We start from the raw sequence: 24,598 nt of genomic DNA on the forward strand, positions 1-24,598 counted from the left end.
GATGCGATGTCCACTTTTTTCGGTCATGTGTCCTTTGATGGGAACATTTTGGCGTGGCCTGAGGTGGCTGACGAGGGTCAATGCGCCCTTGACGGTTACGTGCTCCCGGTGGGCTCCACATCTGCGCTTACCGGAGCCGCGGGGTCCGACGCCTGCTCGCGTCTCATCGAGACCGAAGGAATTTCCGGGCTCGCCACGCTCGACGGGGAATTTGCTGTGGCCATTCAGGAATCAGATTCCTCGCTTGTGCTCGCGAGGGATGTCCTTGGACTTCGACCGCTGTATTACGCACAGACGTCGAAGGGCGTTGCCTTCGGCTCGTCAATCGCCGCCATCATCGACAAAGCCGAACTTCCGCGCGAACCAAATCTCGAGGTGCTGCGCCAGTATCTTCTTGGTGAGGATCGCCGCGGTTCTGCGACGTTCTTCTCGGGCGTTTCTCGCGTGCTTCCGGGCGAGGCAGTGCGCATTTCGCAAGGCACTGTGGAGCGAGTGTCGCTCTCGAGCGCGCCGAACGATGTGTTCGCTCCTCCCGCGAATCCCCGCCGCGCCGACCATACGTGCATCGATGAGTTCCGCTCGCGCCTCCACGATGCGGTAGCGCGCCGCGCAACTGAGAGCGGAACTCTTCTCCTGGACAACGTCGACTCCGTAGGCTCGAAGGTCCTACAAAACGCGTCTGCTACCTCTCCTGCACGCCTGGATCCCTGGACGCTCATCGCTGCCACGGGCGGACCTGAGCTCGGTGCCGAGCAAGAGAGCGATGTGAAGGCGACCCCGCAGGGATTGAAGAATGATCTGCCCCGTATGCTTCGCACGTTCGAGGAACCACCGACGTCGCTCAGCTCATACTTCACGTGGCTTGAACTGCGCGCATGTGCACAAGAAGGCCACGCACTAGCGCTCGATACCTATGGCGCTCGCGCTCTGCGGGCGCCAGAACGCGAGCGCCGCTCGCTCGTCTCGCGCGCCCTCGATGCCACCCGTAGTCGAGGAAATACGACCCTCAACTCACTTCTCGGCTCCGCGCTGTGCGAACCGAACGAGATGCAAAGGATTGCGCCTGAGCCACTGCCCGAATACGAGGGATCTCTCGCGCCGCTCGCTCAGGCAGGCAGCGTTGCCGCAGAGCAACGTGCTAAGGCAGCGCAGATGTTCGGCAATGGCATCGCACTTCGCTCGCCGTTCACCGATCGCGCGCTTCTTCGTTTCTACGCCTCCCTCGATGACACGGCTTTTGGCGAAGGAAAGACTCGCTCCCTGATCGAAGCAGTAGCCGGCTCTACAAGTTCTGAAGATCCGATTCCCACTTCGAGCGAACGCGAGAGGGCATGGTTTAAGCGAATCAAGGGCACGTACTTTTCACTGTTTTCTTCGCAGCCCTTTGGCACGCGCGGCTGGTTCAATCAGGCGGAAGTTCTCAAGGCCTACGACGCGCACATCAATGGTCGTGGCGCACTAGACGCCGGCCAGCTTTGGCGCTTCGCCTGTGCCGAGCTGTGGGCACGTGTGTTCTTTGATTCGGAAGTACTCGACCAACAGGATGAGCAGGAAGACTCCGCACTTTTTGCTGACGACAACGGACGATCCCTCCCCCCGGATCCCCACACCCCACTGACGGCGAATGCGGGCAAGCAACTTGATCTTGAGATTGACGGCGACCTTATCGCTCGCCGGTACCCCATCCAGACCGAGAAGTTCTCAAAAGACTCCCGAATGGATGAGGAAATTGCCGGTTACGTCAAGGGCTTCTTCGAACAGCTCGACGCACGTGGCACCGACGAGGATCGCCACGCGACGGAGGGGCGCCTGTGGAACTTCACGGTTTCGGAGAAGATCATCGCGATCATGCAGGGCCGCTCGTGGTTCGTGTGGGAAATCAAGCCCTCCTTCGCAGCGAAGCAGCTATCGAAGTTTGTCACGCGCACGCCCGCGGGCATCGGTCTCGGTGATCCAGTCACGATGCAGCTCGCGATCAACGAGGCCGGGCTTGCACGAATCACCTACGCCGCGGCGCTCGGCGCACTTGGCAAGCTGCGAGGAAAGCGTGGAGTGTTCTATGAACTCGCGGGCGCCGACGTTCGGGCAATCGATGGCCCCACGGAGTATTCGGTGTATCCATCGAACGTTTCGGCAAAGCTCCCCCCAAAGGACCCGGATGTTGTCGCGGAGCACCTTGTGGAGGTTATCCGCGAGAGCGTCCCGGCGCGCTTCGTTAACACGTTCGACGGCGTCGTCGTCATGGATGCGAACGACATTGGGCGCAACGTCCTTGGCCTTTCAGCCTCGCGAGATCGCGCGCATTACGAAGCGCAGTTTGCCGATAACCCGCTCGGACAAGGTTCGCAGCAAACACCCATGGCAGTCGTGTTCGAGCGGCCTTTGAATGAAGGCTGAGAGGGCGATTTAACGCTCGAAACGCGTCACGTGCTCGCCGCTTTTCACCTGCGCGAGCGCGTGACGAAAGCCTTGTGTGAAGCGACTATTGAGCTCGGGGGGTTCCTCGATCGGAAACCACGCCGCTTGAAGGTTTTCACCGTCGGCCGGGTAGGGGTCACCGCTCACGTGCCTCGCCACAAAAGCGAGGTCGAGGTAGCTCGCGAGGTCACCGTTGGGATGTGTCACGGGCCCGACGCATCCCACATTCGAGAGAAACTCAATTTCGCACGAGCACCCGGTTTCCTCGAGAACTTCGCGCGCACCCGCGCGCGCTGGCGCCTCCCCCGGGTCGATAATCCCCGTGACGGGTGTCCACTGATGATTGTCGGCACGCTGAACAAAAAGGCAGTGCGTACGCTCCGCGTTCAGCACGAACACCGTGACGCCTGAGAGCCACAGGTGGTCGTGGCCGATCTTCTCGCGCAGGGCGATGACAAAGTCGGGCGCGGGCATGCTGCCCCTCCTTACCGGTTTTTCCTCTTTTCGCGAACGCGCACACTGATCTCGACAGGCGAGCCGTCGAAGGAGAAATCCTCGCGCAAACGACGCTCAATAAAGCGGCGATAGCCGTGCTCAAGAAATCCCGAGGCGAAAATGACGAAACGCGGTGGTCGAGTACGTGCCTGTGTTGCGAAAAGAATACGGGGCTGTTTGCCCCCTCGTAGCGGGTGCGGGTGGGCAGCCACGAGCGTGCCAAGGAAGGCATTGAGGCGCGCCGTAGGAATGCGCGTATCCCACGACTCAAGAGCGAGGTCGAGTGCCGGTACGAGCTTGTCGGTATGGCGGCCCGTGAGAGCGGAAATGTTGACACGCGGCGCCCATCGCACGTGTGCGAGATCTTTCTCGATCTCCCATTCGAGCTGGGCGCGGCGCTCCTCGTCGAGAAGATCCCACTTATTGAACGCGAGCACGAGGGCTCGGCCCGATTCGAGCACCATGTCGATGATCTTGAGGTCTTGCGTCGAGATCGGCTCGGTCGCCTCAAGGAGAACGACCGCGACCTCGGCTCTGTCGAGCGCGGCTTGGGTGCGGATCGAGGCGAAGAAATCGGCGCCTTCACTCTGGCGAATTCGGCGGCGAATGCCGGCGGTGTCCACGAACGTCCATTCACGCCCGTCGAGTTCGATAACTTCGTCGACGGGATCTCGTGTCGTGCCCGCGGTCGAGTCAACAACGACGCGGTTTTCGCGAGCAAGCTTGTTGAGAAGCGAACTCTTACCCACGTTCGGTCGACCGATGAGGGCCACGCGCCGTGGACCGCTCGGCTTTGCACGCGTCTGGCCTTCCTCGGGAAGGATCTCGAGAACGCGGTCAAGCACGTCACCCGAGCCACGCCCATGGAGCGCTGAGACGGGGTGCGGCTCACCAAGGCCAAGGTTCCACAGTGCGGCGGCCTCGAGCTCACCTCGCTGATCGTCGACCTTGTTGGCAACAAGAAGCACGGGCTTCTTTGAACGGCGGAGTACCTTCACAAGCTGCTCATCCGTGTGCGTGATGCCGACGTTGGCATCAACGACAAACATCACGGCATCGGCAAGACCAATCGCGAGTTCAGCCTGCTCGGCGACGCGATAGGCAATCCCCTCGACCTTGTCTTCCCAGCCACCTGTATCGACCAGCATAAAGTCGCGGCCCGCCCAGTTGGCCTCGTAAAACACGCGGTCACGCGTCACGCCGGGCGTGTCTTCAACAACCGCTTCGCGGTGGCCCAGAATTCGGTTCACGAGCGTGGACTTTCCAACGTTTGGCCTGCCAATCACGGCGAGGACCGGCAGCATGCGCTCGTCCTCGGCGCTCGCAATAGGCGCATACTCGTCCATGAGGAGGCTCTGATCGTCCTCATCGAGGCCGTATTCGTCGAGGCCGGCGCGCAGCGAGGCTGTGCGTGCCTCGTCATCAAGAGATTCGAGATTTCCGTCGTCGGCGATGACCTCGGTGTTGGGATCGTCGTCGACGATTTCGATGCCTGGAACACGCTCGAGAACGGCGTTGACAACCTCGTCAATATCAAGGTTGGTCGTATCGATCAGGTCCACGCCCTCGGCTGCTTCGGTGAATTCGGAAACGGTCGAGTCGTCCGCGTCGCGGCGAAGTACCTGGTCGCGCATGCGTGCACGCACATCTTCAGAATCCTCGAGACCGAGTTGACCGGCGCGGCGCCTAAGTCGTGCTTCGGCGCTCGCGGTGAGCAGCACGCGCACGTCGGCATCCGGGGCGACGACTGTTGTGATGTCGCGCCCCTCGGCGACGCAGAATCCCTTCTCATTCGCTGTCTGGAAGAGGATCGCACGCTGACGTTCCTGAAGGATCGCGCGCACATCGGTGTTTGTTGCGACGCGACTGACGCATGTTGAGATCTCTTCGGAACGGATCTGCTTCGAAACCTCCGTACCTTCAACGAAAACGTACGGTTCATCGGGGTCGGTCGACATGACGAGGTCGAACTCGGCCACGTGCTCCGTGACGGCCTCGCGGTCGTCGAGGTCAACCCCCTCGTTGAGGCAGGACCACGCCGCTGCACGGTACATCGCACCCGTATCGAGGTAGCCGCCCTCAAGGGCCCGTGCCACCTCTTTCGAGACCGTTGACTTCCCCGAGCCTGCGGGGCCATCGATTGCGATGGTGACGCCGTTCATGCCTTTCCTCCCCTGTCTCTGGTCAGCTTCTAAGCCTAATAGTGCGATGCTCTCACGTGCCTCGCTCGCCACTACTCCGTTCCCGCGCGTGCCCAACCTCTCTTTTCAAGCATTTCCGTGAGCCGATGTTCGTCGGCACGCATGACACTCACATGTGCAAGGCCCATGCGTTGGCCGAGCGAATGCTCAAGCCTGAGGTCCTCGAGGTTGATGCACTCCTCCCCCATATCGGTCAGGAGCCTCGCAAGTTCGCCGGGCTCGTCGGGAACGAGCACGGTGAGCCGGCAAAAGCTCTCCGCGTCCCCGCCGTGCTTGCCTGGAATGCGAGCGACACCATCGTTGCCCGAGGCAATCGCACGGGCAATTCGGGCGCGTGAACCCGGCTGCGGGTCGGCCTCCATGAGCACGTCAAACGCGTGGGTGAGGGCGGAAAGATCCTCGCCAAGCGCGCGGAGGATTGGTGCGATGCACTCGGCATTTGCGGACAGAATCTCAACCCATAGCCGCGGGTCACTCGCGGCAATACGAGTCGTATCGCGAAGTCCCTGCCCAGAAAGGCCCAAAGCTGCCTCGCTCGCATGTGTGAGCCGGCTCGCGAGGAGACTCGCGACAATCTGCGGGACGTGCGAGACGTACGCCACGGCCTCGTCGTGGACATCGGGCTCAATCTCGACCACGGAAGAGCCGAGTTCGATTCCGATCAGCTTTGCGAGAGCGTAGGTTCGCGGGGAGGTGGCAGGCGTCGGAACCACGACGAAAGCCCTTCCCCGAAATAGGTCCCCTCGAGCCGCAACAACTCCGGCGACCTCACGGCCGGCCATGGGGTGAGTGCCCACATAACGAGACGCATCGAGTCCTCGCGCCTCGGCGGAGGCGAGGACTTCCGCTGCGATGTGCTGCTTCACGCTCGCCACATCGAGTACGCACGCCCCGGGGAACTCCTCTAGCGCGTCGAGCACGACGCGTGCGGAGACATCGGGAGGCGTCGCCACCACGACGACCTGGGGGTTATCTCCCGCCTGTTCCTTGCGCCCGACACCCAGCTCGCACGCAAGGCGCGTTGTTCCGGGAGACGAATCGCGCACGAGAACGTCAAGCCCTGCGTTGCCGAGAGCCATGCCGATCGATCCGCCGATGAGGCCCGCGCCGATCACGAGCACGGGCCCTTCGAGCGCGACAGCTTCTCGCTGCACACCGGTGCTCACAGGCCGACCTCCGCCATGAGGGTGCCAAGTTCCTTTGCTGTAAGCTCACGCGTGGCCCCGGGGGCGAGATCAGCCAGCACGACCGGCCCAATACGGGTGCGTACGAGGCTCGTCAGTTCATACCCGAGCGCGGAGAACATGCGGCGCACAATGCGGTTGCGTCCCTCGTGGAGTGTCACTTCGACAATCGCTTCTCTCCCGTCATGCGCGACGAGGCTTGCGCGGTCAGCCTTCGCGGGGCCGTCCTCAAGCTCGAGTCCCGAACGCAACTTCGCCAGAATAGAGCGCGGGAACGAACCTGGGCAGTCAAAGCGACACACGTAGGTTTTGGACACCTCAAAGCTCGGGTGCGTGAGGCGGTGCGTAAGTTCGCCGTCGTTGCTGAGAAGGAGAAGCCCCTCGGTTTCGTAGTCGAGTCGCCCCACGTGGTAGAGCCGCACGGGGTAGCGGGCCGCAAATTCTTCAAGGGTGCGGCGCCCCTGCGGATCTTCCATCGCGCTCATGACCTTGCGGGGTTTATTGAGCGCGATCGTGAGCTTTTCCTCGTCGAGCTGCACGCGGCGCCCGTCGACGTGAATGACCGCCAGGTGGGGATCCACGCGCACGCCCTGTTCCCGGACGACTTCTCCCCCGACCGCAACGCGGCCTTGCGCAATGAGCGCCTCGCACGCGCGACGTGAACCAAAGCCCGCCTTTGCGAGCACCTTTTGGAGGCGTTCCCCCTCTTGGGCGACGCGGTCCGACGGTTCCTGCGACGCACTGCCGCTACCTGTACGCGGCGCACCTTCGGAATCACGAAGCCGAACCTTTTTCGGCGCGGAGAAGTCGCTCCTTCGCTTTTTCTGCCCGTGACCGCGCCGATTTGCGCCCGTCAAGCTGCCGCCCCGCGCGCGATCAATTCACGCGCAAGCTGGCGATAGGCATCGGCACCCTTGTTATTCGAGGCAAACGCCGTAATCGGTTCTGCCGCGACCGAGGCATCCGGGAACTTCACGGTGCGGTTAATCGCGGTATGGAAGACCTTGTCGGGGAACGCCTCAACAACACGACTCACAACTTCACGCGCGTGGAGCGTGCGGGGATCGAACATCGTGATGAGGATCCCGTCCATTTCCAGGCGGGGGTTAATGCGATCTTGCACCTTTTCGATGGTTTCCACGAGCAGTGCGACGCCGCGAAGCGCAAAGTACTCAGCCCCGAGTGGAATGATGACGCCATCACTCGCAGCAAGGGCGTTGACGGTGAGAAGACCGAGCGATGGCTGGCAATCGATGAGAATGACGTCGTACTCCCCCACAACTGGGCGCAGCACGCGAGCTAGCGCCATCTCGCGGGCAACCTCATTGACAAGCTGCACCTCTGCGGCCGAGAGATCAATGTTCGCCGGGAGGATCTCCATGTTGTCCGTCGTGGTCGGCTGAATTGCCTCGCGGATATCGTGATCGCGCTCGAGCAAGAGGTTGTACACCGTGAGATCGAGTTCGTAGCTGTTGATGCCCGTGCCCGCGCTCAGCGCACCCTGCGGGTCGAGGTCCACGAGGAGAACCTTGCGGCCGAGTTCGGCAAGTGAGGCACCGAGGTTGATGACCGAGGTCGTCTTTCCAACCCCGCCCTTCTGATTCACCATCGAGATGATGCGCGCGGGGCCGTGCGAGTCGAGCGTCTTCGGCTCGGGAAAGTCTGGAAGCGGTCGCCCCGTGGGGCCGTAGTTCAGATTCAGATCAAGCTCGCTCTTTGTCACGTGTACCTGTCCCTACGTCGATGATGTTCGCGGGTTTTGCACGCGTTCAGTGCGCGCGACCCTTGGGGAACATCCTAACCGCAGGCCCTGGATACGAATGGCAATCCCTCTTGCCTACAGCGCCCTCGGATGGGAACTCGCGTGGATCTCGCGCAGAGCTTGCGCACCGAGGTGCGTGTACCGCTGGGTGGTCGTGATCGAGGCATGACCAAGGAGCTCCTGAACAGTGCGCACATCGGCTCCGCCCTCGATGAGGTGCGTTGCATAGCTGTGGCGAAGCGTATGGGGGCTCACGTGCGCGGTGATTCCTGCGTTGGCGGCCGCCGCTTTCACGATCGCGAAGGCCGCTTGTCGCGTGAGCCGCGTTCCGCGATTGCCCAGAAAAATCGCAGCACTGCCGCTTCCCCGTTCGAGGAAGGTCGGTCGTGCCCGTGTCAGGTATGCCTCAAGAGCATCGAGCGCATAGCGGCCAAGCGGCACCAGACGCTCCTTGTTTCCCTTTCCCCGCACGCGCACGATGGCCTCACGGAGGGCAGTGTCATCGATGTCGAGCGAAAGAGCTTCGCTCACGCGACAGCCGGTTCCGTAGAGCAGTTCTACGAGGGCGCGATTACGCAGGGCACGCTCGGTCGCGAGGGCGCCGGTGAAGGGACCCGACGCCGCCTCGATAAGCGCGGAAACCTCGGCGATGCTGAGGGCATCCGGCAAGCGCAAAGGTCGGGATGCTTCCCGCACGAGAGCTGAAGGGTCGCCCGTGTGCGCCTCCCCCTCTTCGTCGAGAAAACGGTGAAAGGCACGGATCGAGGCGAGGGCTCTCGCGGCCGAAGATTCGGCGAGGGGTGCTGCCCCTAGGCTGCCCTCGCGCAATGCGGCGATATACCCCGCAATCGTGGGCGTATCGACATCCCGTATATCGACGCTGTGGCTGTCGAGATAGGCCAGGTAGCGATGAAGGTCGCGCCGATAAGCAGAAACAGTGTTGGAGCTCAGGCCTCGTTCAATCCGAATGTGAGTGAGAAAAGTTTCTGCGAGGCGTGAAGCGCTTCCGGCGCGCTCAGGCATCGGCACTCGCTAAAGCGCCACGAAGGGATCGATGGCAAGCGCGACGAACACGAGCGTGAGATAGGTGATCGACGCGTGGAATACGCCCATGGGGTTCAGCTGCTTGCCGGACATCCCGCGTCGCACGCGCACCGCATACCGCACCACGAGATAGAGGAACCAGCCACCGAAAACGATTGAGCTCACCGTGTACACGATGCCCGTGGGTGCGAGAGGAATGATCGCGAGGGAGCTCGCGAGCATCATGAGGGTGTGGAAAACCATCTGATTCGCGACGTTCTTTCGTGAACTTACGACGGGAAGCATCGGTACTTCGGCGCGCGCGTAGTCCTGAGTAAAGCGCTCAGCGAGAGGCCAGTAGTGCGGCGGGGTCCAGAAGAAGATCACGAGGAAGAGGAAGAACGCGGTCCACGACACTCCACCAGTGACGGCGGACCAACCAATGAGGACTGGCATGCACCCGGCGATACCGCCCCACACGATGTTCTGACTCGTGCGGCGCTTGAGGATCATCGTGTAGAACACGACGTAGAGAAGGATCGCGCCGAGCGCGAGTAGCGCCGAGGGCGCATTGACGAAAACCCACAGGTATGCCACAGAAAGTGCACACAGAACGAAGCCGAAGATGAGTGCGGCCTGAGGAGACACTTCACCAGTCACGAGCGGGCGGTTCTTCGTACGCTTCATCTTCGCATCGATGTCGCGATCGAGATACATGTTGAGCACGTTCGCCCCGCCGGCCGCGAGGTACCCACCCACCATGGTGTTGAGGATCAGGAGCCACGAGGGGAAGCCGCCTGCCGCAAGGAACATCGTGGGGACGGTCGTGATGAGGAGAAGCTCGATAATGCGTGGCTTCGTCAGCGCCACGTAAGCGAGCGCGGTGCGGCGAAGCGAACGCTCCTCTTGCTCCCCACGCAGCGGATGCGCCTCGTGGGCAAGGGTTGTCGTACCGTGGCTCTGGTTCACTCGCGTTCCTCGATTGCGGGGTAAGGGCTGGGCAGGCAGGAGAAGGGCCTAACGTCCCTCCACAATAGCGGGCGCAGCGCACGAAGGGCGAGAAATTCGCGGGTAAGCCGCGCCACTAGTGTGGAGACCCGACGTTGGCTCGGCAACCGTCGGACTCATGGCAACCGAAGAGCCCGTTCCTTCCCTTCCAAGCACCCCACTTCTCTGCATTTCCTGAGACAGCAGTCACCTTTCCCACAAAATCGCGCGATACTATCGACACGATTTTGGCCCCTCGCGCCGACAAGGTCATTTGCCATCGGCGTTTGAGATGGATCAACCGATGGAAGGGAAAGAACGTTCGTGAGTACCAATTTCGTTGCCCCCGAGGGCTGGAGCGATCTCGACAAGCGCGCCATCGACAACGCGCGTATTCTCGCCGCGGATGCCGTGCAGAAGGTCGGCAACGGGCACCCGGGCACGGCCGTGAGCCTCTCTCCTGCGGCGTACCTCCTCTACCAAGACATCATGAACCACGATCCGAAGGATCCCCAGTGGTTCGGTCGCGATCGTTTCATCCTCTCGTGCGGGCATACGAGCCTCACACAGTACCTTCAGCTCTTTCTCGGGGGCTTTGGCCTCGAGGTTGAGGACTTGCAGGCGCTACGCACCGAAGGTTCCAAGACCCCGGGCCACCCCGAGAATTTCCACACCGCGGGTGTCGAAATGACGACGGGCCCGCTTGGGCAGGGCATTGCTTCGTCCGTTGGTTTCGCAATGGCGCAGCGACGCGTGCGAGGCCTCCTTGACCCGACGGCGCCGGCCGGAGAGAGCCCGTTTGACACGTACACCTACGTTCTCGCCTCTGACGGCGACCTGCAGGAGGGCGTGAGCAACGAAGCCAGCTCGATCGCCGGCACCCAGCAGCTCGGCAACCTCATCGTCATTTGGGACGACAACGAAATTTCGATCGAGGGCGACACCAACATCGCCTTTACCGAGGACACCGCCGCGCGCTACCAAGCCCTCGGCTGGGACGTGCGCACCGTCGACTGGACGAACGGCGGCACGGACTACGTTGAAAATCTCAAGGAGCTCAAGGACGCGATTGTCGCCGGCCAACAGGTCACAGACAAGCCGACCTTTATTCAGCTGCGCACCGTGATCGCGTGGCCCACACCGGGTAAGTCGGGCGATCACGCCGCACACGGTTCGGCGCTCGGCGACCAACCGATCTCTGGGCTCAAGGACATCCTCGGTTTCGACACCGAGAAGACCTTCGAGGTTGACGACGAGGCCCTCGCGCACGCGCGCAAGCTCATCGATCGCGGAGCAGAGAAGCATCGCGAGTGGGTCGCGAAGCTCGACGAATGGCGCGCCGCGAACCCCGATGCGGCCGCGCTTTACGACCGCTTGATCGCTCGCGAACTCCCCGAAGACCTCGACGCCGCACTTCCGGTGTTCGAAGCCGACGACAAGGGCCTCGCAACTCGCGCCGCTTCCGGCCAGGTCCTCGGGGCCCTCGCCCCGGTCATGCCCGAGCTGTGGGGCGGCTCCGCCGATCTCGCAGGCTCAAACAACACGACCATGAAAGGCGAGGCGTCGTTCATCCCGGAGGCCAACCAGACCAAGGACTTCCAGGGCAATCCCTACGGCCGCACGCTCCACTTCGGCATTCGCGAGCACGCGATGGGCGCGATCCTGAGCGGCATCTCGCTCTACGGCCTCACGCGGCCGTACGGCGGAACATTCTTCCAGTTCGCCGACTACATGCGCGGCTCTGTGCGCCTCGCTTCGCTGTGCAAGACCCCGGCCATCTACGTGTGGACCCACGACTCGATCGGCCTCGGCGAAGATGGCCCGACCCACCAGCCCGTCGAGCACCTCGCCGCCTACCGCGCGATCCCCAACCTTTCGGTTGTACGCCCTGCTGATGCCAACGAAACTGCACAAGCCTGGAAGGCGATCCTCAAACGCGACGAAGGGCCCGCGGGTCTTATCCTGACGCGCCAGGGCGTTCCCACATTCGATCGCGACGAGTACGCGGGCGCGGAGAACCTCGACAAGGGCGCCTACATCATGAAGGAGGCCTCGAACGGCGAACCCGAGGCCATTCTCATCGCAACCGGCTCCGAGGTGCAGCACGCTGCGGGAGCGCAGAAGCTCCTCGAGGCAGAAGGCATCCCCACGCGACTCGTGTCGATGCCGTGCATCGAGTGGTTCGACGAGCAAAGCGAAGATTACCGCGAATCGGTTCTCCCGAGCTCGGTCAAGGCACGCGTGAGCGTTGAGGCCGGGATCGCGATGCCCTGGTATCGCTTCCTCGGCGACGCTGGTCGCGCGGTCTCTCTCGAACACTACGGCGAGTCCGCCTCGGGCGGCCTCCTGTTCGAGAAGTACGGCTTCACCGCCGAGAATGTTGTGGCGAAGGCGAAGGAGTCGCTCGCCGCGGCCCGCAAGTAAGACAGTCCATCGGAATATCGCGCAAGCAACCTCATAGCGAAAGGTATTGCCATGACCGAACTGACACAGAAATTGAGCGACCTCGGTGTCTCACTGTGGCTCGACGACCTCTCCCGCTCCCTCATCGAGAACGGCGACCTCGAAAAGCTCATGAGCGATCGCAACATCGTGGGCGTGACGACCAATCCTGCGATCTTTAAAGCAGCTATCGCCGGCAAGTCGGATTACGACGCCGCAATTGCTGACGCCGCCGCTCGCGGTCTCGACGTTGATGACATCATCACCGAGCTGACAACTGCGGACGTGCGAAGTGCATGCGATGTCTTCAAGCCGACCTACGAGAAGTCGAGCGGCTTCGACGGCCGCGTGTCGATCGAAGTTGACCCTCGCCTTGCCCACGAAGAAGACATGACCGTCGAGCAAGCGAAAACACTTTACTCGCTTGTGGACCGCGAGAACGTCATGATCAAGATCCCCGCGACGGATGAGGGCCTTGCGGCCATCACTCGCACGATCGCCGAGGGTATCAGCGTGAACGTCACGCTCATCTTCTCGCTCGAGCGCTACCGACAGGTGATCGACGCCTACCTTGCCGGTCTCGAAAAGGCCGTTGAGAAAGGCGTGGATCTTTCCCGCATCCACTCGGTCGCCTCGTTCTTCGTTTCCCGCGTGGATAGCGAAGTTGACAAGCGCCTCGAGGCCGCGGGCGGCGAGGCACTCGAGCTTCGTGGGAAGGCCGGGCTCGCCAACGCGCAAGCTGCCTTTGCCGAGTACCTCGAGTTCGTGGGCTCCGAACGCTTCTCCGCGCTCAAGGACAAGGGGGCGAATCCGCAGCGTGCGCTCTGGGCATCCACGGGCGTCAAGAACGAGGCGTACCCCGACACGATGTACGTCGACCGGCTCGTGGCCGATCCTGTCGTGAACACGGTGCCGGGGAAAACCCTCGAGGCAGTGGCCGATCACGCACGCGTGGACGGCCCCCTCACCGAGAGTGATGTTGCCACCGCGCGTGACACACTCGAGAAGATCACCGCTGTCGGCGTTGACCTCGATGATGTCTTTGCGGTCCTCGAGCGTGAAGGCGTCGAAAAGTTTGAAACGGCGTGGGAGGAACTCCTTTCGGCAGTCCGGGACGCCGCAGCATCCACGAAATAACCTTCTCTCCGCGTCGTGCCCGCGCGCCCCTCCCTCTTGGGTGCGGGGGCACGGGTGCGACACACATATATATCCCTACACAAAAGGACCACAGTGAGGCAGAACGAAGCTGCACCCAGCAATCCCTTGCGCGATTCGCGCGACCGTCGCCTCCCCCTCATCGCTGGACCGTGCTCGGTCGTGATGTTCGGCGTGACGGGCGACCTTGCCCGTAAGAAGCTCCTTCCCGCGATTTACGACCTTCATAATCGCGGGCTCTTGCCACCAGCCTTTGGCCTCGTGGGGTTTGGTAGGCGCGACTGGAGCCATGAGGACTTCGCCGAGTACGTGCGCGAAAGCGTGGAAAGGTACGCGCGCACATCATTCAACGAGCACGCCTTCGAACAGCTCCGGGGCGGCCTTCGATTCGTCACGGGTGCCTTTGACGATACGGAAGCGTTCGAGGAGCTTACTCGCGTCGTAGCCGAACTCGATGAGTCGCGGGGAACGGGCGGCAACCACGCCTTCTATCTCTCCATCCCGCCGAGCGCCTTCCCCCAGGTTGCCGAGCAGCTCGCGCAGTCGGGGCTCAACACACCCTCGGAACACTCGTGGCGCCGAGTCGTGATCGAAAAGCCCTTCGGTCACGATCTTGAAAGCGCACGCGAGCTCAATGACATCGTCGAGAAGGTTTTCAAGCCGGAAGAGATCTTCCGCATCGATCACTACCTTGGCAAAGAGACCGTCCAAAACCTCCTGGCCTTCAGGTTCGCGAACCAGATGTTCGAGCCGGTATGGAATTCCCGATACGTCGACCACGTGCAAATCACGATGGCCGAAGACATCGGTATTGGCACTCGTGCCGGATACTACGACGGGATCGGGACAGCACGCGATGTGATCCAGAATCACCTTCTGCAGCTCCTCGCCCTCACGGCAATGGAAGAACCCATCACGTTCGACGCCGCCGAGCTTCGCAACGAGAAAGAGAAGGTTCTCGCCGCCGTCGAGCTCCCTGACGACCTCGCTGAAGGAACGGCGCGCGGCCAGTACGTTGGGGGCTGGCAAGGCGGAGAGCAGGTCAACGGGTACCTCGAGGAGGAAGGGATCTCCCCCGACTCGACGACCGAGACTTTCGCCGCGATCAAGCTCAAGGTCAACACTCGCCGGTGGGCCGGGGTGCCGTTCTATCTTCGCGCGGGTAAGCGCCTCGGACGCCGCGTCACGGAAATCGCGATCGTCTACAAGCAGGTTCCTTTCTTGCCGTTCCGCGATACCGATACGGTCGATCTTGGGCAGAACGCGGTCGTCATCCGGGTTCAGCCCGATGAAGGCGTCACGATGCGCTTCGGCTCGAAGGTACCGGGCACACAAATGGAGGTACGAGACGTCAACATGGACTTCGCGTACGGTTCAACATTCACGGAAGAATCGCCGGAAGCTTACGAGCGCCTCATTCTCGATGTTTTGCGCGGTGCTCCCCCGCTGTTCCCACGGCAAAAGGAGGTTGAGCTTTCTTGGCAGATCCTCGACCCGATTCTCGCGTTCTGGGATGAGCATTTGCCGCCTGCTCCTTACCGCTCCGGCACATGGGGTCCGCAGACAGCACACGACATGATGGCCCGCGACGGCCGCACCTGGAGGCGTCCATGATTTCGACATTTGAGAATACGACTGCTTCGCAAATCAGCGCGAAGCTTCGCGATCTGCGCGAAGAAGAGGGACTGATTTCGCTCAATCGCGTCGCGACTCTCGTGATCGTCACGCACACCGGTTCGCTTGATGACCCGATTCAGGCAGCCGTTCGCGCGAGCCAAGAACACCCTGCTCGAATCATTGTGATCGTGACCGAACACGGCTCGAAGCGCGATGCGCTCGATGCGGAGATTCGGGTGGGAACCGACGCGGGCGCTGGCGAAGTCATCATTTTGCGGGCGCACGGACGCGTGAATGCCGGCCTTGACACACTCATCACCCCGCTTCTGCTCCCCGATGCACCGATCGTGACGTGGTGGCCATACACGCCGCCGGCTTCACCTTCCCAGGATCCGCTCGGCGCCATCGCGCAGCGTCGTATTACCGACGTTTACCAGTGCGAGAGCCCGAAGTCGTCTCTTTTGCGCCTTGCCCGCGGCTACAAGTCCGGAGATTCTGATCTCTCGTGGTCGCGCATTACAAACTGGCGCGGGCTCGTCGCGACCGCCTACGACTACCCGCCTGCAGGGGTGCCCACGGCCATCACGATTGAGGGGATCGAGGATAACCCGTCCTCACTTCTCATGCAGGCCTGGCTTCAGAAATCCTTCGGCGACGAGGTCCCGGTGGAGTTCAAAGCAGTTGAAGCCGATCACGGCCTGAGCGCCGTTACGCTGCATCGCGACGACGGCGACATTCGCCTTATGCGCTCGAGCGAGGAAGGCATCACGATGAGCCTTCCCGGGAACAACGACGACCAGTTCGTGACGATGCCGAAGCGCACGATGTACGACCTCCTGAGCGAGGAACTTCGCCGCCTCGACCCCGACGACGTATACGGAGACGTCCTTGCCAAGGCATTCCCGCTCTCGGGCGACCCAAGTAGCTTCGCCGTCGGCAAGTCCGAACCAACCGACGTGCTCACGGCTGACATGGATGCCGTTGTGAAGGCCGTCGCGAAAGACGCCGTTGCTCGCATTTCGAAAGCTATCGAGGAACGCGGCGTCGCCCACCTCGTGCTCACCGGTGGGCGCGCGGGCACAGCGACTGCGGAACGCATCGCGATCTCCCTCGAATTCGCCGAAGTCGATACCTCAAAGCTCCACGTGTGGTGGGGTGATGAGCGTTTTGTCGCGGCAAAATCCTCGGATCGAAACGACCGCCCCGTGATTTCAGCACTCACGACTGGCGCGGGGATTCCCGTGTATAACGTGCACACCATTCCCGGAGCAGATGCCGGTATGAACCTTGACGAAGCAGCCGCGTGGTACGGCCAGCAGCTCACCATTCAAGGCGGCGATTCGGCGTTCACGACCCAGGGCGAGGCATATTTCGATGTGCTCTTGCTCGGTGTCGGGCCGGATGGCCACGTGGCTTCTCTCTTCCCGGAGCATCGCGATGCGCGCGCGACCTCGGCTTACGCTGTTCCCGTGCGCAATTCACCGAAGCCGCCGTCGGAACGCATTTCGCTCTCGTGGCCCGTGCTCAATAGCGCCCGTCACGTGTCGTTCCTTGTTGCGGGCTTCGATAAGGCGCAGGCTGTGAAGACCGCGCATTCGAAGATCGATGCTGCGAAATGCCCGGCTTCCGCGGTGCGCGGAACCGAATCGACAACGTGGTATCTCGACAAGGAAGCCGCGCACTTTCTCCAAGCCATTTGAGCCCCTCAAGTTTTTCCTCAAGGCTCTAGATTCCCAGGTGGTAAGTCCATGCACACGGGCGTGATGATCGGCGAGGTCCCACTCGGCGCGCAGCACGAGACTGCCATCATTGCGCCCGTTCTCGGGTCTACTCTCGACGATCTCGCGGTAGGTGCGCGTGTCGCGCTCGACGCCCCCGTGGACATTCTCGAGGTGCGCCTCGACCACGTGCTTGCTGCTTCCCACGCCAACCCGGCTCGCGCCGATGCTGTCGTGCGCGCGGCGCTCAAGGCCGTACGTCAAGCAGCGCCCTCTCTCCCCCGTGTGGCGACGATTCGCACCGCGCGCGAGGGCGGTGAGTGGGATGTTTCCGACGACGTTTATGCCGAGCTCCTCTGCACGATCGTCGATTCAGGCCTTGCGCATGCCGTCGACGTCGAAATAGCACGGCATCCCGCAGCGATAAGTTCCGTTCTCAACGCATCTGAGAATCAGAACGTTCCGATAGTCCTCTCGCGTCACTACTTCGCCTCAACACCCCCGCGGGAGTCCATGGTCGCGATGCTCGAGTACATGGCGACTCTCGCACCAGCCAATCTCGCCATTGCAAAACTCGCGGTTATGCCTCGCACACCCGAGGACGTGCTCGCCCTTCTCGGAGCCGGCGTCGAGGCGAAGAAAAAGCTCGAGCATCCACTCATCACGATCGCGATGGGGCGGCTTGGCATGGTGAGTAGGCTCGCCGGAAAGGTTTTCGGTTCCGACGCCAGCTTTGCCACCGTCGGACCCCAATCCGCACCGGGACAGTTGAGCGCCCGAACACTCGCGTCCCTCCTCGAACGCTAGCGCTTCGGCCCCCGCCGCCAAGCACATTCGGGCGGCTCTTCCGCTGCGACCTCACACAAGACGGGGCATCTTCCTCTCAGAAACGGATTGACGTAGCTCAATGGCGGTTTCCGTTCAGGAAATAACCCGCGTCTAGCTACGTCAATCCGTGTCACGAAAGCGAAGGGGCTGAGCCAAAGCGATTGAGTGCCCTAGATCTTACGAGCGCGAAGCACCCGCAGGTGCTTAAATGAAGCGTTCGACCACGGCGATGCCGATCGCGCAACCGAGCCAGACCACGCCGACGATGGTCGTGATGATGTTGAGGTTGCGTTCCGCAACACCCGAGGATCCCGCGCCGGTTGAAATGCCGCCACCGAACATATCGGAAAGACCGCCGCCACGCCCCTTGTGCATCAGGATGAACATCATGAGCAGGAGGCTCGTGATCGCAAGAAGAACGAAGAGTGCAATCTTCAGAATTTCCATGACCGGGAGAGTCCTTCGGTTGAAAAACGGGCAACGACGTTAACAATACGCTACGCGGCCCAGCCTAGAGCCGAGCCGCGTAGCTTCACTATCGCGAAGTGAGCGATATCAATCAGTCGATGTTGTACGTCGCGATCTTCGCGAACTCGTCGGCCTTGAGCGACGCACCGCCAACAAGGGCGCCGTCGACATCGCCCTGCCGCATGAGCTCAACGATGGACGACGACTTGACCGAGCCGCCGTAGAGCACACGCACGGTATCTGCGACTTCCTCGCCGAACTTCGTGGCGAGCAGGTCGCGGATTTCATGGCACACTTCCTGGGCATCCTCGCTCGTAGCAACCTCACCGGTACCGATCGCCCACACGGGCTCGTACGCAATGACGACCTTCTTGACCTCATCGGCCGAAAGACCTTCGAGGCCGCCCTCGACCTGCGCGAGGGTGTACTCAACGTGCTTACCGGCCTTACGTTCCTCGAGAGGCTCACCGACGCAGAGGATCGGCGAAAGCTCATTGGCAAGGGCAGCCTTGACCTTGGCGTTCGTAATCTGCTCGGATTCGCCATGGTACTGGCGGCGCTCCGAGTGGCCAACGGCCGCGTAGGTCGCTCCGAGAGCTTTGAGCATCGCTCCCGAAACCTCGCCCGTGTAGGCGCCCGATTCGTGCTCGGAGATGTCCTGGCCACCGAAGGTGATGCCGGAATCCGAGCCATCGAGAACGGTCTGCACGGTACGGATGTCCACGAAAGGAGGAAGAATGGCTACCTCAACGGCGTCAGCCTTGTGGCCAGCCTCTTTGAGGTTCTCCACGAGATCCTCAAGGAGGGCTTGCGCCTCAATGTAGGTGAGGTTCATCTTCCAGTTGCCTGCAATAAGCGGTGTGCGTGTCATCATCACTTCTCCTCAAGAATGGCGATACCCGGCAGTTCCTTGCCTTCGATGAGCTCGAGGCTAGCTCCGCCGCCGGTAGAAATATGCGAATAGCGTGCTTCGTCGAAGCCAAGGTTGCGGATTGCGGAAGCGGAGTCGCCGCCGCCAACAACCGTGTAACCCGAGCACTGCGCGAGCGCCTCGGCAATAGCCTTCGTGCCCTCGGCGTAGAGCTCGAATTCGAACACGCCCATGGGGCCGTTCCAGAACACGGTGCCTGCATCGCCGAGCTTCGAGGCGAAGAGCTCACGGGTCTTGGGGCCGATATCGAGCCCCTCCTTCTCCGCGGGGATCTCGCTCGAGGGAACGACGTCCGCGGGGCCGTCGGGGCCGAAGTTCTCGGACACGACGTTGTCGACGGGCAGGACGATCTCGACGCCCGATTCCTCGGCGCGCTTGAGATACCCCTTGACGGTTTCGACCTGGTCCTCTTCGAGCAGCGACTTGCCGACTTCGTGGCCAAGCGCCTTCTGGAAGGTGTAGCTCATGCCGCCTCCAATGAGAAGGCGATCGGCTTTACCGAGAAGATTCTCAATCACGCCGAGTTTGTCGGAAACCTTCGAGCCACCGAGAATCACGACGAACGGCCGCGCTGGCTCGTCGGTGACCTTGCGCAGCGATTCGACTTCCTTCTCCACGAGGAAACCGGCAGCGGCAGGCAGAAGCTGCGCCACGTCGTAGACGGAGGCTTGCTTGCGGTGAACAACACCAAAGCCATCGGAGACGAAGGCATCGGCGAGCGCCGCGAGTTCCTTCGCAAAAGCTTCGCGCTCAGCCTGATCCTTGCTTGTCTCGCCCGCGTTGAATCGGACGTTCTCAAGCACGGCTACTTCACCGTCTTTGAGGTTCTCGACGGTCTGCTTGGCGCTTTCACCGACGGTGTCGGACGCAAAGGCAACAGGTGCACCGAGGAGCTCGCTGAGTCGATCCACAGCGGGCTTGAGGGAGAACTTGGGATCCGGGGCGCCCTTCGGGCGGCCGAGGTGCGCGGTGACGATGACACGCGCGCCCTTCTCGCGCAGGGCATTGATGGTGGGCAGCGAGGCACGGATACGGCCATCATCCGTGATGGTCGTGCCGTCAAGCGGAACGTTGAGATCGGCTCGCACGAGCACGCGCTTGCCGGCGAGGTCGCCTAGCGAATCGATGGTCTTAAGCATGGGTCACATCCTCATGAAAGGGGGCGGGGCGGCGATTGCGCGCTCCGTTGGGGCTAAAGAGCCCGGGTGAACGAAGGGCCCGCGCCCACAGCGGTGCCGTGACGCGGACCCTTCGTTGAGGTACTCAAGAGTGAGTGGTGGTGAGAATCAGAGCTTCTCGCCCATAAGGACGGTCAGGTCAACGAGGCGGTTGGAGTAGCCCCACTCGTTGTCGTACCACGACACGACCTTGACCTGGTTGCCGATGACCTTGGTGCAGCCAGCGTCGAAGATCGAGCTGTGCGGATCGGTCTCGATGTCCTTCGAAACGATCGGATCCTCGGTGTAGGCAAGAACGCCCTTGAGCGGGCCCTCAGCGGCCTTCTTGACGGCGGCGTTGATCTCCTCAACGGAAACCTCGCGCTCGGCCTCGAAGGTGAGGTCGACAACCGAACCGGTCGGCGTGGGAACGCGAAGCGCGTAGCCGTCGAACTTGCCCTTAAGCTCGGGGAGAACGAGAGCAACGGCAGCAGCAGCACCGGTCTTGGTCGGGATGATGTTGAGAGCAGCGGCGCGTGCACGGCGGAGATCCTTGTGCGGCGCGTCGAGGATGCGCTGGTCGCCCGTGTAGGCGTGCACGGTGGTCATAAGACCCTTGACGATGCCGAATTCATCGTTGAGAACCTTGGCAAGCGGCGCGAGGCAGTTGGTGGTGCACGAAGCGTTCGAAACCACGTGATGGTTCTCTGCGTCGTAGTCGCCCTCGTTAACGCCGACGACGAAGGTCGCGTCAACATTCTTGCCAGGAGCCGAGATGATGACCTTCTTGACGGTGTCGCCAAGGTGAGCCTTCGCCTTTTCAGCATCGGTGAAGAGGCCGGTCGATTCAACGACAACCTCAGCGCCAACCGAGGCCCAGTCGATTGCAGCCGGATCCTTTTCGGAGAACACCTTGATCGACTTACCGTCGATGGTGATCGAATCCTCGGTGGACTCGACCTCGCCCTCGAAGCGGCCGAGAATCGAGTCGTACTTCACGAGGTGCGAGAGGGTCTTGGTGTCGGTGAGGTCGTTGACGGCAACGATCTCGATGTCGGCGCCCTGCTCGAAGGCAGCGCGCGCGAAGTTACGGCCAATACGACCGAATCCGTTAATACCAACCTTTACGGTCACAGTTCCTCCTTGGTGCACGGCGGCATTTCCACCGTGTGGGACTGGGCTTCGCGCACCTCGTTGTACGCATGGATCCCGCATCTGCGGGTTGCCTTAACCCTATCAACGCTGTGACGCGAGGCTCATAGAATCCTGGGCAAGAAGGCGCCTCTATCGCAGCTTTTCTATTCCTCATCTAACATTTCGGGACCAAGGTTGGCCTCCGTTCCCGGAATACCGCGTTCCTCCGCTGTTTTATCCGCAAGGGCAAGAAGCCGCCTAATCCTTCCCGCCACTGCGTCCTTCGTCATGGGAGGATCGGCCAGCTGGCCGAGCTCCTCGAGGCTCGCCTGACGGTGCTCGATGCGCAGCTGACCCGCAGCACGCAGGTGGTCGGGAATGTCATCACCGAGGATCTCGAGAGCACGTTCCACACGAGCTCCCGCGGCCACGGCGGCGCGTGCAGAGCGGCGCAGATTCGCGTCGTCAAAATTTGCGAGACGATTGGCGGTCGCACGCACTTCACGCTTCGAGCGCTTGTCATTCCACAGCGCCGCCGTTTTCTCAGCTCCCATGAGCTTCAGCATCTGGCCAATCGCTTCACCGTCGCGAATAACAACGCGGTCGGTTCCACGCACTTCTTTCGATTTTGCCTGGATCCCGAGCCGCCGCGCTGAGCCGACCATGGCAAGCGCAACTTCTGATCCGGGGCACGTGAGTTCGAGCGCTGCACTTCGACCCGGTTCGGTGAGGCTTCCGTGAGCAAGAAACGCCCCGCGCCACGCGGCAGCCTGATCCTCGGCGCTTCCGCCTACGACGAGGGGTGGGAGGCCTCGAACGGGCCGCGAGCGTGCGTCGAGCAGTCCCGTCTGTTTGGCGAACATCGCCCCGTCTGAAAGAACGCGCACGATGTAGCGAGTCGAGCGTCGGATCCCCGACGCTGCGAGCACCGTGACTTCGCTCGCGTGCCCATACAGATCTGCAACGTAGGTCTTGAGCCTGCGCGCACTCGCCGACTGGTCGAGTTCGGCCTCAATGGAGACGCGTCCACCCACGAGGTGAAGACCTCCCGCGAACCGCAAAAGGGTCGCCACCTCGGCCTTGCGCGCACTCACGCGCGACACTTCGAGGTGGGAGAGCTCCTCCTTGACATCGGAAGTCAGGGCCATGTCAGTCCTTCCATGGGTGGGTGAAAACGCCATTAAACACGTCGCGGTACGCGGTGGCGAGCCGAAGAGGGTCGTGTGTGGGGGTTCCATCACCCGTTGAGACCATGCGCATGAGCACGTCGATACCGCGTTCACGTGCGGCCTCGATGAGAGCCTCTCCCCCGTCGCGCTCGGCGAAAGGGTCAGCGACGAGTGCGTCGAAAGAAAGATCCGGTGCTGCCTCACACACGATGTTCAAGAGATCAACACCGGTGAGTCCGACGGTTTCTGAGCGACCGGCTGCGAGGTTCATCGTAAGTACCTTGCGGGCCTTGGTGTGAGTGATAGCTTCGCGTAGTTCGGGAATCTTGACGTGCGGAAGAACCGAGGTGTACCAGCTTCCCGGACCGATCACGAGCCATTCGGCCTCATCGATCGATTCAAGGACTTCAGTCGCGATCTCGGGTTCGGGCGGAATGATTCGCACGGCCTCAACGTGACCTGTCGTTGCGGCAACATCCGCCTGACCTCGGATCGTGCGCGTCCTCTCCCCCGGGAACGACACTAAAGCTTCGATATCGAGTGGTTCGAGTGCCATCGGTAAAACTCGGCCCGATGTTCCAAGGAGTTCGCCGACGTAGTCGAGTGCGGCGATGGGATCATCAAGGAGCTGCCACAGTGCGACGATGAGGAGATTGCCGAGCGAATGTCCGTGAATCTCGCCTTCCGAGGTGAAGCGATGTTGGACGACATCACGCCACGTCACCCCCCACTCCGAATCTTCGCACAGGGCCGAGAGCGCCATGCGAAGATCGCCGGGTGGGAGAATCGGCATCTCGGCCCTTAACCTGCCCGATGACCCACCGTTATCGGCAACCGTGACGACCGCGGTCAGATCCCGCGTAAGGTGGCGTAAGGCGTTGAGACTCGCCGAAAGACCGTGACCACCGCCAAAAGCAACGACTCTGGGCCCACGCGTTCTGCTTCGAAGGGGCGTGGGCATGAGAGAGGACGTGCGCCTAGGGACGTTGGCTGTCACGGCGTCTACTCCCGGCCGAGGTCACGGTGCCGAACACGCACGGGATAGCCGAGCTTGCGAAGCTCATCACCAACGATTTCGGCGATCGCGACTGAACGATGCTTCCCGCCCGTACAGCCAATCGCCACAGCGGCGAATTGTTTGTTTTCTTCGCGGTAGCCGCGAAGGACGGGGATAAGCATGTCGACGTAGCGAGCGATGAACTCCTGCGCATTTGCCTGCTCAAGCACGTAGTCGGCGACTTCTTTATCGACGCCGCGCTTCTCGCGAAGCTCCGGCACCCAATACGGATTCGGAAGAAAACGGACGTCGGCGACGTAATCGGATTCGATGGGGATTCCATACTTGAAGCCAAAGCTCATGACGTTGACGGTGACAGTGTGGTCGTCGCCCTTACCAAACTCCCTTCGCATGCGCATCGAAAGTTGGTGAACATTAAGCGGGGAGGTGTCGATGACGATGTCGGCCATGCGGCGAAGCGGAGCGAGCTGCTCTCGTTCGCGGCGAATACCTTCGAGAACGCCCTCTTCACCCTGCAGCGGGTGGGGGCGGCGAACCGAATCGAAACGGCGTACAAGAGTCTCTTGATCAGCGCTGAGGAACACGAGTCGCGTGCGCACCTCTTGCTCGCGAAGGTCCCGAATAACCTCGGGGAGATCATTGAAGAAGGGACCCGAGCGCGGGTCGGTCACAACTGCGAACCGATTAGCGCGGCCCACCGCCTGCGACTGGAGGTCAAACAGCGTGCGAATGAGCTGGGGCGCGATGTTGTACACGACATACCAGCCCATGTCCTCGAGGGCATGCGCGGCGGTTTCGCGACCAGCGCCCGCGAGTCCCGTGATGATGACGATCTCCGGGGACACGCCGCTTGGGTCCGACGCCTGCTCAGCTTCGGCGCTGCTCAAGTCC

The 24,598-nt window shown here is 61.8% G+C and carries 20 protein-coding genes; 6 read left to right on the top strand and 14 right to left on the bottom strand.

The genetic code is table 11. From position 1 onward, the window contains the following. The first annotated feature begins 6 nt into the window (after positions 1 to 6). Entirely contained in the window at positions 7 to 2,397 is a 2,391-nt protein-coding gene (locus tag M3B90_RS00910; RefSeq protein WP_259888171.1) for a hypothetical protein, read from the top strand. A 9-nt stretch (positions 2,398 to 2,406) separates the two neighbouring features. On the opposite strand, the gene M3B90_RS00915 is transcribed toward M3B90_RS00910, so the two are convergent. From M3B90_RS00915 to M3B90_RS00945, 7 genes are all read right to left on the bottom strand, one after another. Further along, a complete protein-coding gene (locus M3B90_RS00915; RefSeq protein ID WP_259888172.1) occupies positions 2,407 to 2,892 on the bottom strand; it encodes an NUDIX domain-containing protein in 486 nt (161 codons plus the stop codon). Between the two features lie 11 nt (positions 2,893 to 2,903). Continuing rightward, positions 2,904 to 5,075, bottom strand: a complete 2,172-nt coding sequence (gene der, locus M3B90_RS00920) for a bifunctional cytidylate kinase/GTPase Der (RefSeq protein ID WP_259888173.1) — start codon at positions 5,073 to 5,075, stop codon at positions 2,904 to 2,906. A gap of 71 nt (positions 5,076 to 5,146) precedes the next feature. Then, positions 5,147 to 6,280, bottom strand: a complete 1,134-nt coding sequence (locus M3B90_RS00925; RefSeq protein ID WP_259888174.1) for a prephenate dehydrogenase — start codon at positions 6,278 to 6,280, stop codon at positions 5,147 to 5,149. Continuing rightward, the gene (locus M3B90_RS00930) at positions 6,277 to 7,155 is read right to left on the bottom strand and encodes a pseudouridine synthase (protein ID WP_259888175.1); all 879 of its coding nucleotides are present in this window, start codon (positions 7,153 to 7,155) and stop codon (positions 6,277 to 6,279) included. Before M3B90_RS00930 ends, M3B90_RS00925 begins: the two co-directional genes overlap by 4 nt. Next, positions 7,152 to 8,021 (bottom strand): ParA family protein, encoded by an 870-nt coding sequence (locus M3B90_RS00935; protein WP_259888176.1) that lies wholly within the window; start codon positions 8,019 to 8,021, stop codon positions 7,152 to 7,154. The genes M3B90_RS00930 and M3B90_RS00935 overlap by 4 nt, the downstream gene beginning before the upstream one ends. A 114-nt stretch (positions 8,022 to 8,135) precedes the next feature. Further along, entirely contained in the window at positions 8,136 to 9,083 is a 948-nt protein-coding gene (xerD, locus tag M3B90_RS00940; RefSeq protein ID WP_259888177.1) for a site-specific tyrosine recombinase XerD, read from the bottom strand. Between the two features lie 9 nt (positions 9,084 to 9,092). Continuing rightward, positions 9,093 to 10,052 carry a heme o synthase gene (locus M3B90_RS00945; RefSeq protein ID WP_396122426.1) on the bottom strand — a complete coding sequence of 320 codons (960 nt, stop codon included), beginning with the start codon at positions 10,050 to 10,052 and terminating at the stop codon, positions 9,093 to 9,095. A gap of 342 nt (positions 10,053 to 10,394) precedes the next feature. Between M3B90_RS00945 and tkt the strand changes: the two genes are divergently transcribed. The 5 genes from tkt (at position 10,395) to aroD (ending at position 17,809) form a co-directional block, all read left to right on the top strand. Continuing rightward, positions 10,395 to 12,494, top strand: a complete 2,100-nt coding sequence (gene tkt / locus M3B90_RS00950) for a transketolase (RefSeq protein ID WP_259888178.1) — start codon at positions 10,395 to 10,397, stop codon at positions 12,492 to 12,494. Positions 12,495 to 12,545: 51 nt separating this feature from the next. Then, the gene (gene tal, locus M3B90_RS00955; protein ID WP_259888179.1) at positions 12,546 to 13,649 is read left to right on the top strand and encodes a transaldolase; all 1,104 of its coding nucleotides are present in this window, start codon (positions 12,546 to 12,548) and stop codon (positions 13,647 to 13,649) included. 93 nt (positions 13,650 to 13,742) lie between these two features. After that, the gene (gene zwf, locus M3B90_RS00960) at positions 13,743 to 15,281 is read left to right on the top strand and encodes a glucose-6-phosphate dehydrogenase (RefSeq protein WP_259888180.1); all 1,539 of its coding nucleotides are present in this window, start codon (positions 13,743 to 13,745) and stop codon (positions 15,279 to 15,281) included. After that, positions 15,278 to 16,984, top strand: coding sequence for a 6-phosphogluconolactonase (pgl, locus tag M3B90_RS00965; RefSeq protein ID WP_259888181.1), 1,707 nt, complete (start codon positions 15,278 to 15,280; stop codon positions 16,982 to 16,984). Before zwf ends, pgl begins: the two co-directional genes overlap by 4 nt. 48 nt (positions 16,985 to 17,032) lie before the next feature. Beyond that, entirely contained in the window at positions 17,033 to 17,809 is a 777-nt protein-coding gene (gene aroD / locus M3B90_RS00970) for a type I 3-dehydroquinate dehydratase (protein WP_259888182.1), read from the top strand. A gap of 225 nt (positions 17,810 to 18,034) precedes the next feature. Here aroD and secG read toward each other — a convergent pair whose 3' ends face one another. From secG to rapZ, 7 genes are all read right to left on the bottom strand, one after another. Next, positions 18,035 to 18,277 carry a preprotein translocase subunit SecG gene (gene secG, locus M3B90_RS00975; protein ID WP_259888183.1) on the bottom strand — a complete coding sequence of 81 codons (243 nt, stop codon included), beginning with the start codon at positions 18,275 to 18,277 and terminating at the stop codon, positions 18,035 to 18,037. Between the two features lie 112 nt (positions 18,278 to 18,389). Next, on the bottom strand, positions 18,390 to 19,172 hold the full coding sequence (gene tpiA / locus M3B90_RS00980) for a triose-phosphate isomerase (protein ID WP_259888184.1): 783 nt from the start codon (positions 19,170 to 19,172) through the stop codon (positions 18,390 to 18,392). After that, positions 19,172 to 20,368 carry a phosphoglycerate kinase gene (locus M3B90_RS00985; RefSeq protein WP_259888185.1) on the bottom strand — a complete coding sequence of 399 codons (1,197 nt, stop codon included), beginning with the start codon at positions 20,366 to 20,368 and terminating at the stop codon, positions 19,172 to 19,174. Before M3B90_RS00985 ends, tpiA begins: the two co-directional genes overlap by 1 nt. A 147-nt stretch (positions 20,369 to 20,515) precedes the next feature. Beyond that, entirely contained in the window at positions 20,516 to 21,520 is a 1,005-nt protein-coding gene (gene gap, locus M3B90_RS00990) for a type I glyceraldehyde-3-phosphate dehydrogenase (RefSeq protein WP_259888186.1), read from the bottom strand. Between the two features lie 164 nt (positions 21,521 to 21,684). Next, the gene (gene whiA, locus M3B90_RS00995; RefSeq protein ID WP_259888187.1) at positions 21,685 to 22,668 is read right to left on the bottom strand and encodes a DNA-binding protein WhiA; all 984 of its coding nucleotides are present in this window, start codon (positions 22,666 to 22,668) and stop codon (positions 21,685 to 21,687) included. Position 22,669: 1 nt separating this feature from the next. Beyond that, a complete protein-coding gene (gene yvcK / locus M3B90_RS01000) occupies positions 22,670 to 23,650 on the bottom strand; it encodes a uridine diphosphate-N-acetylglucosamine-binding protein YvcK (protein ID WP_259888275.1) in 981 nt (326 codons plus the stop codon). A gap of 41 nt (positions 23,651 to 23,691) precedes the next feature. Continuing rightward, positions 23,692 to 24,594, bottom strand: coding sequence for an RNase adapter RapZ (gene rapZ / locus M3B90_RS01005; RefSeq protein WP_259888276.1), 903 nt, complete (start codon positions 24,592 to 24,594; stop codon positions 23,692 to 23,694). Between the last annotated feature and the right edge of the window lie 4 nt (positions 24,595 to 24,598).

Source organism: Dermabacter sp. p3-SID358 (assembly GCF_025147465.1).
Taxonomy (GTDB): domain Bacteria; phylum Actinomycetota; class Actinomycetes; order Actinomycetales; family Dermabacteraceae; genus Dermabacter.